Below are 13,735 nucleotides of genomic sequence, written 5' to 3'. Positions count from 1 at the left end.
GGGTGGGGGTTCCTAGCGGTGTTCGAGGAGCTGGTCGGTGGCGGTCTGGACTCGGTGGATTGCCCGCTGCACGGCGATCAGCACGGCATGGAGCTGGACGTCCGCTGGCTGGCCACCGGAGTTGACCGCGCGGGCCAGCTGGTTGAGGTTGTTGCCGACGTGGCCGAGGTGCCGGCGGGCGGCGAAGAGCTCCGCGACTACTTCTCGTTCACCGGCGATGGCGGCGGAGGCGCGGTCTGGGTCGCGGGCGGCGGCAAGCCCGCTGCGGGCGAGGAACGCAGGCAGGCTCGTACGGGATGCAGCTGCTGCGGTGGTAAGGCGGTTCTTCTCGTCGTCGTTGAGGCGGACGCTGCAGACATGCGAGCGCTTGTTGGCGGCGGTCTTCGGCGAGCGCTTGCGCGAAGCGTTCTTCGTGGCGGGGCGCTTGCGGCGCGGCGCGGGCTTCTCCTCAGGCTGCGATCCGCCCTCGGTCGCTGCCTTGTGGACCGGTGCCCCCTGGCTCCGGTCCGCTCCCGCCACCCCTGGGGCGGGATGGGCCAAGACTCGCTTCCCCGACGGGGAAGAGTGTCTTGGCCGATAACTTGCTCCTTCTAGGAGCGAGTTGACGTCGGGAGAAGGGTCGTCACGGGCCCAGGATTCAGCCGACTTGACGGTCCTGTTCGACGCCGGTTCGGGCTGGTTTTCAGCGGACTGCATGGGTGCATTGGCTCCTTCCAGGAGGCCAGGTGGTGGGGGAACGGGACGGCGGCCCGGGTGTTGGTCCGGGCCGCCGTAGGGACAGGGTTCGGTCACCGGCACAGGGGGCAGCGTTCGAAGTGCCTGGCCAGGGCCCTGGCCATGTTCTGCTTCACGCCCCAGGCGTGCCGGGTGCTCGCCTTCGCTGCGGTGCTGCCCTCGTGACGGGCGGCATGGCCGCGCAGGAAGGCGATGTCGCGCTCGTAACCGGCCTTCATGTCGGCGAATCGGGTGCAGGTCTTCATCGGTGGGTGGCTCCTTCGTGGGATTTGGGGGAGGCGGTCGCAGAGCGAAGCGCGGTCAGGACGGGACCGATGTGCTCGTTGCCGAGGGGGATGCCACGGGCGCGCATGATGCTCCGCAGCTGGGTTCGGGTGATCTGCTCGTTCCCGTCCGCGGCCAGGGCAGCGGGGACGTCCGGGAGGACCAGCTCGACAACCTCTTCCTCGGACAGGCGGCGCGGTCCGGTCCGGCGCTCGGACCGTCCGCCGTGGACCTTCGCCCGGACCGTCCGGGGACGTGCCGGCCCGGTCCGAGTCCGCCTCGGTCCGGGTTTGGGGCTGGGCCGGTCCGGTCCGGCGGGGGCGTCGGTCCGGGTTTCGTCGTGGTCCGGGTTCGGTCCGGTCCGGGATTCCGTCGTGTCCGGCGGTGCGGTGGTCCGGCTTGGGTCCGGGTCCGGTCCGGGGTTGGGGCTGGGCCGGTCCGGTCCGGCGGGGGCGTCGGTCCGGGTTTCGTCGTGCTCCGGGTTCGGTCGGGTCCGGGATTCCGTCGTGTCCGGCGGTGCGGTGGTCCGGCTCGGACCGGAGCCGGTCCGGGTTTCGGTCGCGCCGTTCCGGAGGGGCCGGGCGATGCGCTGGTGGATCTGCCGCATCAGGACTCCGAAGGCGAGCATGGCGCCCGTCGGCGGGACGGCGGCGACCACGTAGTCCAGGACCGGGACCGGACTGCCGGTTGTGCCGCTGACGCCGGCGACGTTCAGGGCGATTGATCCGGCCGACCCTGCGGCCGTCAGCCCGATTGCCCACCAGTCCGTCACCCGGCGCAGACCCGCTCGCAGCATCAGCAGCTCGCCGGCGACGATGAACATGTCCAGCGTGGCGGGCCAAGCCCACTGCCGGATGGGCGAGCGGTCCAGGCCGTGCCTCCCAGCGACTTCGGCGAGGTGGGCGTAGGAGAGCCAGAATCCGGCGCCGGTCAGGATGATGATCACCGTCCCGGCTGCGATCAGGGCGTATCGGTCGGCGGTCTCCTCGGTCAAGGGCTCCCTTTCTCCGGGCTTGCTGTGGGGCGTGGTGTGTGGCCGCCGCTGGCGCGCATGCTCGACCGGCCGGGAGGTGGTGCCGGGCAGGTCATGCCGCCTTCCGCAGAGCGTCGTTGAGCTCGCGCGTCTGGGCCTGGCGCGGTACCTGGCAGAACGTTTCCTCGGGTGCGCTTCCGTCGTCGCTGCCGGCGGGGCTGGCCAGGCTGTCCGCGGCGGGGACTTTCCAGTACCGGTCGCGGTCTGCCACTGCGTGCGCCGCCCGGCGCAGGAGGTCGCGGGCGTGGTCGAAATCGACCCCGAGGACGTAGGCCAGCCGTGTGGTGCTCCAGCCGCGTACGTGGGCGGCGCGGGTGACGGCGTCGCGTTCGGCGGCGGAAAGGTGGACGTCCCGGCCCATGAGGGCGGCGCGGACCCGCTCGTAGTCGAGTCGCTTGGCGACCTTGGCGCGCCAGGGCTTGCGTTCCGCCTCGGTCAGTCCGCCCCACAGGCCCCAGCGGATGTCGTTGTCCATGGCGTGGGTGAAGCAGTCCTGGCGCACGGGGCAGGTGCCGCACAGGGTCTTGGCCTCGGCGATGTCGGCGTGGGCCCGCGGCGCGGGGAAGAACATCCGGTCGGCTTCGGCAGTGTCCAGGTCGTGGCAGTTCCCTCGGTCGTGCCACGAGATGTCGGCGATGCCACGCAGGTCGGGCACGGGCTGGGTGTTGGTGGTGATTTCGCGCATGGGATGGGTCTCCAGGGCATGCCGGATAGCGGCGAGCGGGTGCGGCACGCAGCGGTGGTGCCGGCTGACCGGCTCGCTGGCCGGGCGGTGGAAGGTGGTGGGCGCAGGTGGTCAGGCGGCGCGGAAGCGGCGGTCAGGGCCGTTTAGGTGGACCGGGGTACACATGCCGGACAGGCGGGAGATCACTCGGTCGCCGACCTTGTCCCGCAGCACCGGCTGCCCGGTCGCCATCCCAGGGGTACGCACCGGCGGCAGGTTCGAGGTGACGATCGTCGGCATCTGGTTCTGCGCACGCCAGTTCAGCAGCCGGAACGTGATCTCCTCGTTCCACTCGGACGCCTTCGCAGCCCCGAGGTCGTCCAGGAGCAGCAGCGGGATCCGCACGATCCGCCGCAGCAGGTACTCCGGATCGCCACCGCCCCGGGCCCGCATCTCGCCGTACAGGTCGGCGGCCGTCGTGGCGTGCCAGCGCACCCCGCACCCGGAGGCCGTCAAGGCGCGGATTGCGGCGTACGCTTGGTGCGTCTTGCCGGCGCCGGTGGAGCCCCACAGCAGCAGGCTGCGGCCGTGGGTGATCTCTCGCTGCCCGGCAGCCCCGAAGTGCGGGTTCAGCGGGCTCGCCGCGTGGCCGACGGCGCTGTCGGCGACGGCGCGGACCCACTCGGCTACGGCGGGGTGCTCGACGCGGGCTTCGCGGTAATCGCGCGGGATTCGCAGCTCGGCAGCCTCAAGCGCGGGGATCGCTTCCGGGGTGTCCGCGATGGGGGCGGTCGGGTCGATGCCGCGCTCGGCGAGCTTGCGCCGCATCCAGGCCATTGCGGCGTTGTCCGCTGTGGTCTGAGGGTCGACGAGGCTGGTGCGGTTCACAGGGCGACTCCGAAGATTCCGGCGGGCTCGGTGGGGTTGAGGTACGGCGTGTAGGCGGGGGAGGCGCTGGCCCAGGGCCCCGCGCCGGAGGCGGAGGACGGGCTCGAGTTTGACGACGGTGCTGGCCCGGCGTTGAGGAGCTCGTTGACCAGGCTTGGCAGGACGCTGGGGTTCAGCCCCTTGGCGCGCAGCCGCTCCAGTGCTGGCCTCAGGACGTCGGGGCCGTAGCCCTCGTCCAGCAGCGAGCGGATTTCCTTGCCCAGGTGCCCGAGGACCTTCTTCGGCGGGCGCCCTCCGGGGCAGCCCCGCAGGTACTCGGCCATCAGGACCTTCGCCGACCACTCGCTCGCGTCGGCCGCTTCGAGCACCGTTTCTGGGGAGGAGCCGACTGCGGGCGCCTCGCGCCCCCTACGGGAAGATCCAGGATCCAAGATCCTAGATCCAGACCGTGAGTCCTCAGTGAAAGTGGCGCCCATCACGTCGTCTGCTCGGCCCGTACCGCCCTGACCTGCGGATTCCCTCGCGGGGGTTGCGGGAGGCGGGCAGGGGGGCGATGTGGCCTCGATCCCATCCGCCTGGGCGAGAGTGGCGTGCGTCACGGTGAGGGTGGAAGCGGGTGAATCGGACGGAACGGTTCGCGTGAGTGCTCCGTGAGCGTTCACGGAATCGCCTCCGCCGACGGTGCCGGTGGGCGCCCCGTGGACTTCGGCGGGCGCCTGTCGGGGGCTGGCCGCCGCATGGGTCTGGGTGTGGCACTGGGCACGGTCGCACTCGCCGCACGCCTTCGCCGCCTCGTGGGCCGGGCAGCGTGGCAGCCGCGAGTCCGAAGCGCGGTTGATCTTCTGGTGCCGGTCCCAGGTCACGATGTGCAACCAGGACTTGCCGTCGCAGCCGGTGTACCGGCACACGAGGCCGACCTCGGCGAGCTGCTCCAGGTCGCGGGCGACGTGAGCGGGGGTGTGCTCCGGGCGCAGCGCCCATAGCCGTCCCGCGATGATGGCCGCGTGGTCCCGGAACCGGCCGGAGTCGTCCGCCTGGGTCAGTAGCCCGAAGAACGTGAGCACCGCGGTGACATCGACGGCGGCAAGGTCCTCTGACTCGAAGGCCTCGGGCTTGATGGTGCGAATGCGCGCCATCAGGCGTCACCCCCGCGCCAGAGGCCCGAAATGGGCGGGTGGGCGGTGTTCGCTGCACAGTCCGCAGCGGCGGCCCGAGGGTCCGGCCTTTCGCGCAGGGGCGTGCCCATGCAAAACTCTCCCTGAGTGATGCCGCAGCCGGTGTGCCCCGTAGGAAGGGCCGGCGCGGTGAGGATGGGTCTCTCCGGCCGTTGCCTCGGCTGGAGATAAGACTCTTCGCGTCCGGCGCCCGGGAGTTGCCTTCTCCCGGGCGCCGACTGCGTTTACGGACTAGCCGCTTGGTGCGACCTGCATGCGTTTTTTCGCCGGTCACCGGGTTGCCTCCCGGTGGGGGACGACGAACATACGCAGACGCCCGGACAAGATCCAGACCTGGCTCTACCGAGCGTGAAAAGTTGCATGGGCCAAGCATTTCGCCGATGCGCCAGGGCGTGCAGATGTGAGTCGTCGTGCGGCAGTGCCACCCATGTGCACTTCGGGCACGCCAAGAATGATCTTCAAAAGGGCCCCCACGTTCATGAACCGGCAGGCTGTCGCTCTGTACCGGCTGGTCAGGTCTGGATTTAAGCCCGCAGGCAAAGCCTTCGTCAACGGCATCTCAAGGGCGAATCCACGCGCGTAGATGATTGTGGGGGATGCGTGGAGGCCGTGTGGAGAATTCAGGTAACGTCCTGTATTTGCAGGGGGGTTGGATGGCGGGAATCGACTTGCTGGGAGTGGTCGTCGGCGGCATGAATGATCATTCGCCCCCTTGCAACAAAAATCGGCAAGGATTTGCCGCTTTCCTGATCATGGAAAACCGCAAGTGAGGGAATGCCCGGATTCGTCATGGATGGCGGCTGGGCGCCGGTGGCCGTGGTTGCGTGTTTAACCAACTGCCCTGTGGTCGAGGCCACAAATTACTGGTCGGTTCTACTTAGGCGTATCGTCTTTGTGGGAGACACCAGGCCGGGGGGCCAGCATTCATGCTGCCCCCGTTTTTTCATGCCCTCAGGCAGGTGCCTTCCGTGTAGAACGCGGAGATAAGGAAGAGCCTGATGGTTGCTCAGGGGATAGTCCCCTTCGGTGATGACCACGCCGAGAACAAGGGCGCACACGGCGGAGAAATCGCCGGTCAGTTCATGGGGTTCGGCGGCTGGCTGAAGAGATGGCGCCAGGCGGCGGGGATCACCCAGGCCCCAGTGGCCAAGGCCCTCGGCATGGGGGTCCGGACGTACCGCAACGTGGAGAAGGGGGCCGTCCCGCCTCGGTTCACCAAGCCCCAGTGCGAGGCGCTCGCGGATCTGCTGGGACTCGACAAGAGCGAGCGCCACGCCCTGCTGCTCTACAACATCGGCACCACGCTCGACGGTGACCCGCAGATCGACGCCAGTCCGGAGCTGCGCCGGGCACTTCGCCTGCTGATCGACAGGCAGATGCCCTCGCCTACGTACCTCACCGACCGTAACTGGAACATCCTCGCCTACAACGCGGCGATGGCCGAGTGGTGGCCGTGGGTCATGGAGCCGCGCGCCAACCTCATGCGCTGGGCACTGACGAACCCGGAGGCCCGCACCCAATACCACGGCTGGGAAATGCACGCTGCGGCCTACGTCCGCTTGTTGAAGTTCGCCCAGGCCACCCACAAGGACAACGCCGAGCTCGTCGACCTGATCGCCGAGGTTCGCCGGAACCCGGACGTAGAGCGGATCTGGCGCACTGAAGCCGACCTGGAAGCCGACAGGGACGGTCATGTCTTCCGGATGATCATCCCCGCCCTGGGCTGGGAGGCCATCGAAGTGGTCTCCCACGTCCTGTACCCGGCGTCGATGCCCCACTGCCGGTTCGTAGTGATCACCTGGGTCGAGGCCGAGTCTTCCGACGACGAGACCGACGCCCTTGGCGGCAAGCGCAACGCCTGGGCCCACGCCGAGGCCGGCGCGCCCTCGACTCCGCAGCCCCCCGCCCAGGCCGAAGCCGATGCCGCCCGCCGCCGCGCGGCCCGCGCGCTCACCGCCCGCCTCGTCGTCGACAGCGCCGACGAAGCCGCAGCGCTCGCCGGCCCCGACGGCGTCCCGCTCCCAGCACTCAGCGCGCTGGCCGGGCCGGAGTGCCGACTCACCCTGTCGCCCGAGAATCACTCCGTGGTGTGGGCCATTCAGGAAGTCCCGGGGGAGTGGGGCATCACGCAGCTGGGGGCCGGAGCCGTCGTCGACCGCATCCACCAGCCGATCGTGGACCCCCAGGCCAGAGCGGAGTTGAAGCTACTCCTGCGCGCCTCGCTGCCGGACTCCGACCAGGCGGCCATCAGCCGGCTCCACGGGCAGCTGCCCCAGGTCGACCTCCGGGCCGCCCTCCTTCGCGAGATCTTCAACGAGCTCCAAGAGGGCGAGGGCCTGCCCCGCTAGCTGGTGTGGCTGGCCCATTGGCCACGAAAAGCAACTTAATGTCGCGACTGGTGCTGCCTCTCTCTGGGGGCCTGGGGTCGGGGCGTGGTCGTCCGGACAACAGAGAACGTCCGGACGGCCGATCCCCCGCAGTCTCTGGGTCTTCGACAACGGAGGTGCGCCAGCCCGTCCTCGGATCGGCCGGGCGCCTCGATGGCGCGGCAGATCCCACACTCCTCAGGAGCCGCTGTGTCCCGACACATTTACGACTGCCCCGTTCGCTGGTCGGACCTCGACGCGAACGGACACCTCAACAGCTCCCGCTACGGCGTCCTCCTGGAGGAGACCCGCATGCGTATGTTCAGCATGTTGGTCCCCCAAGACCCCGCCGAGCGCCTGGCCCGCAACTTCCTGCTGCGCGAGCAGACCATCCGCTACCAGCACCCGCTTGAGACCTGGGAGACTCCGGTCCGCATCGAAGCCTGGGTGGCTGACGTCAAGCGCGTCTCCCTCACCTTCCACTTCGAGGTCAAGGACGACGAGCACGTCTACGCCACCGCGACCTCCGTAGTGGCCGGCTACGACTCCATCCGGGGAGGTATCCGCCGCTTCGAGCAGGACGAACTCGACGTGTTCAACAGCTTCGCTGACACCACCCAGGCCACCGACAGCTGAGCCGCCGACCGTCAGGCCGGGCCCGCGGGGCTCAGGGGCATGGAGGCACCGTGTGGTTGCCCACCGCTTTGGAGGTCAGCGTGCTCGGACGAAGGCTCCGATCTCGGCTGTCCCAGGCCGGTAGCCGTCGGACGTGTCCAGTCGGCTCCGATTCTCGTACGCGGCCGGGTGCGGGTGGGGCATTGAGGCGGCGGGTCGGGTTCGACGAGGCGGTCGATAGCGAGGCCGGCTGCGGAGAACTCGGTCACCCCGCCTGGGGGGGCCTGGCGTCAGTAGCGTTGCCCAGATCACTGCCCGACGCCCCGCAGATTGGCAGCAGGCCGGCTGGTGAGAAGGAGCACCGCGGCCGGCGCAGGAGCTGCTGGTCACCTGTCCTCGATGGCAGGCCGCCCGGATCTGGCGTGCGGGAACCCGTCCTGTCACGGTTCCTGGTCGGCGGAAGCCGGGTTCATGATGACGGCTCGGGTGGCGTGCGCGAGGGTGGCCTGCGCGCGTGCGGTGAGACCGTGACGGTTCCAGTGGAAGATCACGTGGTGGGCGAGGATGTCGCGGGGTCCGCGTTGCAGGATGCCGCTCTGGGCAGCGTTGCCGATGGCCTGCCCGACAGTCGTGAACGCGGCGAGCCACGGGGCGGCTGCTTCCATCGTGCCGCCGGGGCCGCTCAGAGTGCGGGTGTCGAGGGCCAGTAGCCGCCGCAGTCCGTCACCCATGCCGTTGAGGCGGTCGGGGGTGATGTCCTCGGGCAGGGGCCGCATCCGGGCCACCCGGTCCCACACGTCGCCCTGTTCGTACCAATCCAGCCCGGCCGATCGGAACAGGGCGGTGCACAGCAGCATCGACATCTCGCGCCGCCCCAAGCCCTGGGGGTGGTGGGTGCGGGCGAGGAAGTGGCGGCTGTCGGCGTGGAAGAGGCCGTGGGCGGTGTCGACGCCCTCCAGGCCGCCGAAGGCGAGGACTTCCGGCTCGTAGACGGTCGGCCACCAGCGGATGATCTCTGCGGACTGGACGAGTGCCCCGAGCAGTTCGGAGGTGGCGACGTGGAGGCGGGCGGGGTCGGCGCCCGGTGCGGGCAACAGCCGCAGCCGCCAGCATGGCGCTTTGCGGATGTACCACCATGCGGCCAGGAGTCCGCTGTCCTCCAGCGTTCGCAGGCGGGGGGCGAGGTGGGTTGCGGCGGCGTCTTCAGCGCGGTCGAAGTCGGCGAACTCGATGCGGACCTGGTGCCAGTCGTGGCGTGCAGCCTGCTCGGCGAGGACGGCTTGCCCGGCTGCCTGGTAGAGGGTGACGGCGTCGCCGAGTTCTTCGGCGTCGATGCCCGCACGGGCGGCGGTGGCGGCGAGGGACTGCCCGGACAGGACGGCGAGGACGGCGTGTTCAGTGCTCTGGGGGGCGTGTGGGGCGTTCATCAGGAGTGGTTCCTCTCCGCAGAAGGGGACGGGAAGCACGCAGCCGGCGCGTGTGCTCTGGAGCACCTGGGCCGGTGCGGGGGTCAGGTGATGAGGAGGCATGCGTCCCAGCCGGAGGAGGGCGGCCGGTCGCAGAAGGCGGTGGCCTGGGCGAGTGCCTGTCCGGCGGCGCCTTCGAGGAACCCGGTGTCCTCGGGCGCGTGCTGGCTCGTGAACGTGTCCGCGAGGCGGCGGGCGGCGGCACCGAGGCCCGGCGTGCGGGCGTCGCGGGCTGCCCGCCATACGGTCTGGAACAGTCCGGCCGCACCGTGGCAGAGGCCGGCGTCGGTGACCCCAGCAAGCTGGCGGGGGTCGGCGAGGCAGGCGGCCAGCGTGTGTTCGGCGGCTTCCTGCCGGCGGGTGTCGGCGGTGGCGATGGCGGCGAGCTGGAGAGCGCGGGCGATGCCGGGGGTGCCGTAGCACCACGACGGCCGCCATGGCCCGGTCGCGTTGGGGCGTCCGGCCGCTGCCTCTTCGCGGGTGATCGTCTCCGGCCACCACGGGCCGCTCTCGCCGTCCTGGCGCCACTGGCCGAACCAGGCGGTGATGGTGGCGAGGGCCTCGCGCTGCCCGTCCACGGCGACGCCCCTCCGCTGGGCCTGGGCGAGGAGGGCGAGCGGGCCGGTGATGCCGTGGGCCATGCCGAAGTTGCCGTGCCCGCCCGGGGCGTAGAAGCGGTGCGGGTCGTGGGCGCACCACCAGCCCGGCAGCGTCTGCCCGTGGACGGTCAGGGGCCGGGTGAGGGCGACGAGGTAGGTGAGCACGGCGGCGAGGGCGTCGCTGCCGGGGGTGTGGAGCAGCAGGTGCACGCCGATGCCGGTCAGGCCGTGCAGCAGGTCGTACTCGGCGAACGCGGGCAGCTCGCCGCGCCGGATGCGGGCGTGGGCGGCTTCGGCGCGGCGGTGCGCGAGGGCGGCGGTGGCCGCATCGAGCCGGTCCCGGGCGGTGCGGTAGCGGTCGTTGCCGTCGGCTCCGGCCGCGTGCAGGACGAACGCCAGACCGGGGGCGCCGTAGCTGAGGCAGGCGGTGTCGGCTGCGGTCACCTCCGCGCGGGTCGCCTCCGTCAGCCATGCTCCGACCTGCTCCCACGTACCGGCCCCGGTCAGGGCGCGTTCGATGTGCCACAGGGCGACCCCGGCCGCACCAGCCACGAGGGACTGCCCGAGCGCGGTGTCCCCGGCCGGGTCGGGAGCGGCCAGACGCGGGCCGAAGCGAGTCTTGAGGACGGTGGCGGCGTTCACCGGAGGGCCTTGCGCAGGTGGGTGTGCGGGAGGGCGGCGGTGCGGGCGAGGCGATGGGTGACCCGCTCGGCGTCCGGGCCGCCTCCCCGAGCGCGAACGTGGTGGAGGTGGAGGAGGGAGCGGAGCACGGTCATCGGTTCCCGCTGCTCGGCGAGGGTGTTCCGGTAGGCGGCGAGTGCGTCGGCGCGGGCCGCCCACGCCCCGGCCATGGCAGCGGCGTCCGGGTCGTCGCGCCAGGCGGCGCCAGGGGCGGTGAGGGCACGCACGTGCCGGATGAGGGCGGCATCGACGGGTCCGCTCTCGCGCGGCAGGGCTGCGACGAGCCACGCCCAGCCGTCGGCAGGGCAGGGCGCGAACGCGGTGGCGAGGTCGGCGAGCGAAGCGGCGGTAACCGATTGGGCCGGAAGGCCGGTACGGGTCGCGTACGCGATCTGGGCGAGCGCGGCCCCGCTGTCGGCGGCGAACACCCGCTCGGCGGCCTCGCGGGCCGCCCCGCGCCCGTAACGGCCGTCCTGCGGCCGGTAGGCAACCAGGTCCAGCCGGGAGGCGAGACGGAGGCCTCGCAGCTCGTCGGCCCAGGTACCGAGCCGTTCGGCGGCCTGCCCCCAAGCGGCGACGCCGTCCAGGTGGAGGTTGAGTACCAGGGGGCGGTCGCGGTAGGGGTGGGAGGCGTCGTGGTGGCGGGTGAACCACCAGCCCGGCGCCGGGCTCCATCCGTCGAGCAGACGGGGCAGATGCTCGGTCAGGACTTCGTCCTGCCGGGCGGGGTGCACGTGCAGGTGCGCGCACACCATGCGGGACACCCCAGGCATCTGCTGTATGGCCGCCGGGACGGCGGGCCCGGCGGGGGCGGGGGTGGGGGCAGTGGCGTGCAGGACGGTCAGGAACTCGTGGGCGCGGCCCATGAACCCGCCCGCGGAAGGTGAGGTGGAGCCTGGGGCCGGCGAAGGTGCTTCACGCACCTCCACCTCCCCGGCCCGATCCAGGCGGGCCCGGAGGAGTTCGCGGTGGAGTGGCAGGTCCAGATCGAGGGGCAGCCGCAACTCGGTCTCGGCCAGGACCACCCGCGCCGGGACGCGCTGCCGGTCCCGCCATGAGGCGAATGCCCCCTCCCACACGGAGCGCGCGGCGGCCGGGCCGGGTAACAAGCTTGCGGCCAGTAGCCAGCGGGCCGGGGCCAGGACGGTCCGGCCGTGCCGGAGTCGGGGCAGGAACGGGAGGCGGGAGGCGGCGCCCCAGTCGGGCAGCTGCCAGACGGTACGGCGGGCGCCTGCGACTTCGGCGAGGAACCGGGCCAGCGGCGACGTCTGCACGCGCGGCTCCAGGGCGTGCAGCACGCGGGGCTCAATGACTTGTCCGGTGGAGGAGCGGATCAGGTACAGGTGGCGGGCGTCGCAGGTGACGGCGAGATCGTCGAGCGGGATGCTGCCGGGCCCGGGTTCGGGCCAGCCGAGGGAGATCGTGTACTCCAGCAGGCGCAGGGTCCGGATGACGTTGGAGCTCCGCCGTCTGCGGGCCGGGAAGACGAGCTGGGCGGGCAGCGGCCCGGCCGGGCCCGCCAGGGCGGCGGCCAGCGCGGCGGCATCCAGCTCGGGCAGGAGGTCGGCGAACCGTCCGGCCATGGACGATGAGGGCCGGGCCGCTGAGGTCAGCCACAGCTCGAACCGGCCCCGCCGTACGGCGTCCGCATCGTCGGCGTAGAGCTGGAAGGCAAGCTCCACCGAGGGCGGCGGCACCAGCTCGTCGGCGTCGACCACGGCCAGCGAGGCGAGGAGGGGTTCGGTGAGGGCCACCTCGCGGGCCCCGTCGAGGGCGGCCTGCTGGGCGAGCGCGAGGAACGCTTCGTCACGGGCGGACAGCATCCGGGCCGGGGTCGGGCGGTCAGACCCCAGGAACCCGGGCGGGAAGCCGAGCCCCCCGTCACCAACCAACTCCACGACGGGCACGGCAGCACCGGCCCCGTACGTCTGACGGAATCGCTGGTGGAAGTCACGCCAGGCCGGATTCCCGAACGGGTACGGCGAGAGCCGGGCCAGCACCGACGCCGCCGACTCGGCCTCGGACAGCACGCCGGCGGGAATGGTGACCTGGGCGTCGAGGACCGTGTCCGGCCAGGACGGCGAGGTGCTGCCGGTCACCTCCGCGGTGGGGGCCAGGAGAGGACCGGGCGTGACGGCGGGGTCGGTGAGGGTACGGAGCTGGGCGAGCGGGTCGGCGGCCGTGGCCGTGGCATCCAGGACGGACAGCAGCACGCCATGCTCCAAGAGCTGGACGAGGAGGCCGTGGACGCTCTCGTTGTCGGCGTGCGGGTAGTCGGCGGCGACGGCTTTGGCGACGTCCGGGAACAAGGCGGGGGCGGTGGCGGCGGCCAGGGCGGTACGGACGGGCCCGGTGGCCGCCACGGACACCTCCAACGGGGAGAGGCCGTCGGCGGGCGTACGGCCGGGCCCCGCGATCCGGCCTCCCCGGGCACACGCGGCCGGGTTCGCCACGACGAGCAGACGTTCGCGGATGCCAGCGTGTGAGGCGAGCTGGTCGGTCACGGCGCCCAGCCAGACGGCGTCCGGCCGCAGCACGGCCCGGTGCCCGGGACCCCACAGGGCCTGCAGCGTGGTCCCGGTGCGGGCCGACGCGACTCCGGCGAAGTACCCGAACGGGGTGGCCCGTCCCTGCCAGCGCAGCAGGTAGGCGGCGGTGGAATGCACCAGCCGCCGGACCTCCTTCTCGGACGGCACGGGAGCGGTGAGCAGGGCCGTGGTCTGCGCGGACAGGACGGGGCTTGCGGCCTCCAGCGCCTGCCGGGCCTGGGGATGCTCCCCGACGGCCGCCAGCCAGGCCCGGCCGCGTTCGGGCCCGCCGGGCCCGGACAGGTCCACGTCGGACGCGGGAACCCCTGTGCCGGGGTGCGTGGTGGCCCGCACCATCAGGGCCTGCGTGTGCCGGTACAGCCGTGCTCCGCGCCCCATAACTCTTCGCCCCCTGGCAGCTGTCGTGGTGTGGTCGTGGTGCCGCCGGGCACACACGTGTGCCCGGCGGCGGGGATGGTGCAGGTGACGGGGAGCACGGCGGCCGGCCGCCGTGCTCCGCCTCACCTTCGCGGCGGTTCGGTCAGGAGGGGTCGTTGACGGAGGACGCGCACGCGGTGGAGCCGTTGGAGCAGGTCGAGCCGCAGCCGTCGTCGGTGCTGCGCAGGAGGCTCGCGACGGGCGCCCCGGCCTCGACCACGCGCACGTCCAGGTTGAATTCGCCGCTCAGGCCGGTCGTTGCCGTGGCGATCTGCTTGGTCAT

General features: G+C 71.7%; 12 protein-coding genes. 2 read left to right on the top strand and 10 right to left on the bottom strand.

Annotated elements, in window-relative coordinates; genetic code table 11:
* Window positions 1-12: 12 nt before the first annotated feature.
* The 6 genes from OG625_RS05620 to OG625_RS05595 form a co-directional block, all read right to left on the bottom strand.
* Window positions 13-540, bottom strand: a complete 528-nt coding sequence (locus tag OG625_RS05620; protein ID WP_329376956.1) for a MobC family plasmid mobilization relaxosome protein — start codon at window positions 538-540, stop codon at window positions 13-15.
* A 248-nt stretch (window positions 541-788) separates the two neighbouring features.
* Window positions 789-980, bottom strand: a complete 192-nt coding sequence (locus OG625_RS05615) for a hypothetical protein (protein WP_266578827.1) — start codon at window positions 978-980, stop codon at window positions 789-791.
* The gene (locus OG625_RS05610; RefSeq protein WP_329376955.1) at window positions 977-1,993 is read right to left on the bottom strand and encodes a DUF2637 domain-containing protein; all 1,017 of its coding nucleotides are present in this window, start codon (window positions 1,991-1,993) and stop codon (window positions 977-979) included. The genes OG625_RS05615 and OG625_RS05610 overlap by 4 nt, the downstream gene beginning before the upstream one ends.
* A 91-nt stretch (window positions 1,994-2,084) precedes the next feature.
* Window positions 2,085-2,717 (bottom strand): WhiB family transcriptional regulator, encoded by a 633-nt coding sequence (locus OG625_RS05605; protein WP_329376954.1) that lies wholly within the window; start codon window positions 2,715-2,717, stop codon window positions 2,085-2,087.
* 111 nt (window positions 2,718-2,828) lie between these two features.
* Complete coding sequence (locus OG625_RS05600; RefSeq protein ID WP_329376953.1) at window positions 2,829-3,584, bottom strand: ATP-binding protein; 756 nt, start codon at window positions 3,582-3,584, stop codon at window positions 2,829-2,831.
* Complete coding sequence (locus tag OG625_RS05595; RefSeq protein ID WP_329376952.1) at window positions 3,581-4,720, bottom strand: hypothetical protein; 1,140 nt, start codon at window positions 4,718-4,720, stop codon at window positions 3,581-3,583. Before OG625_RS05595 ends, OG625_RS05600 begins: the two co-directional genes overlap by 4 nt.
* 1,037 nt (window positions 4,721-5,757) lie before the next feature.
* Between OG625_RS05595 and OG625_RS05590 the strand changes: the two genes are divergently transcribed.
* A complete protein-coding gene (locus OG625_RS05590; protein ID WP_329376951.1) occupies window positions 5,758-7,107 on the top strand; it encodes a helix-turn-helix transcriptional regulator in 1,350 nt (449 codons plus the stop codon).
* A 228-nt stretch (window positions 7,108-7,335) separates the two neighbouring features.
* Entirely contained in the window at window positions 7,336-7,761 is a 426-nt protein-coding gene (locus tag OG625_RS05585; protein ID WP_252310320.1) for an acyl-CoA thioesterase, read from the top strand.
* Between the two features lie 419 nt (window positions 7,762-8,180).
* On the opposite strand, the gene OG625_RS05580 is transcribed toward OG625_RS05585, so the two are convergent.
* The 4 genes from OG625_RS05580 to OG625_RS05565 all read right to left on the bottom strand — a co-directional run bounded on the left by OG625_RS05580 (window position 8,181) and on the right by OG625_RS05565 (window position 13,735).
* Window positions 8,181-9,167, bottom strand: a complete 987-nt coding sequence (locus OG625_RS05580) for a thiopeptide-type bacteriocin biosynthesis protein (RefSeq protein ID WP_329376950.1) — start codon at window positions 9,165-9,167, stop codon at window positions 8,181-8,183.
* A gap of 83 nt (window positions 9,168-9,250) precedes the next feature.
* Window positions 9,251-10,447, bottom strand: a complete 1,197-nt coding sequence (locus OG625_RS05575; protein ID WP_329376949.1) for a lanthionine synthetase C family protein — start codon at window positions 10,445-10,447, stop codon at window positions 9,251-9,253.
* Window positions 10,444-13,413: a lantibiotic dehydratase gene (locus tag OG625_RS05570; RefSeq protein ID WP_329376948.1), complete on the bottom strand. Its 2,970-nt coding sequence runs from the start codon at window positions 13,411-13,413 to the stop codon at window positions 10,444-10,446. The genes OG625_RS05575 and OG625_RS05570 overlap by 4 nt, the downstream gene beginning before the upstream one ends.
* Window positions 13,414-13,555: 142 nt before the next feature.
* Window positions 13,556-13,735 (bottom strand): FxLD family lanthipeptide, encoded by a 180-nt coding sequence (locus OG625_RS05565; protein WP_252310324.1) that lies wholly within the window; start codon window positions 13,733-13,735, stop codon window positions 13,556-13,558.

This window comes from Streptomyces sp. NBC_01351, assembly GCF_036237315.1.
GTDB lineage: Bacteria > Actinomycetota > Actinomycetes > Streptomycetales > Streptomycetaceae > Streptomyces.
The sequence above is the reverse complement of the archived record's forward strand: the minus strand, read 5'-3'. Positions and strand labels throughout refer to the sequence as shown.

What these genes read in the sequence shown, in the direction of transcription:
- OG625_RS05615 (WP_266578827.1), bottom strand. Translation starts at nt 980, where the DNA reads ATGAAGACCTGCACCCGATTCGCCGACATGAAGGCCGGTTACGAGCGC.
- OG625_RS05595 (WP_329376952.1), bottom strand. Translation starts at nt 4,720, where the DNA reads ATGGCGCGCATTCGCACCATCAAGCCCGAGGCCTTCGAGTCAGAGGAC.
- OG625_RS05580 (WP_329376950.1), bottom strand. Translation starts at nt 9,167, where the DNA reads ATGAACGCCCCACACGCCCCCCAGAGCACTGAACACGCCGTCCTCGCC.
- OG625_RS05565 (WP_252310324.1), bottom strand. Translation starts at nt 13,735, where the DNA reads ATGACCAAGCAGATCGCCACGGCAACGACCGGCCTGAGCGGCGAATTC.
- OG625_RS05605 (WP_329376954.1), bottom strand. Translation starts at nt 2,717, where the DNA reads ATGCGCGAAATCACCACCAACACCCAGCCCGTGCCCGACCTGCGTGGC.
- OG625_RS05590 (WP_329376951.1), top strand. Translation starts at nt 5,758, where the DNA reads ATGGTTGCTCAGGGGATAGTCCCCTTCGGTGATGACCACGCCGAGAAC.
- OG625_RS05570 (WP_329376948.1), bottom strand. Translation starts at nt 13,413, where the DNA reads ATGGGGCGCGGAGCACGGCTGTACCGGCACACGCAGGCCCTGATGGTG.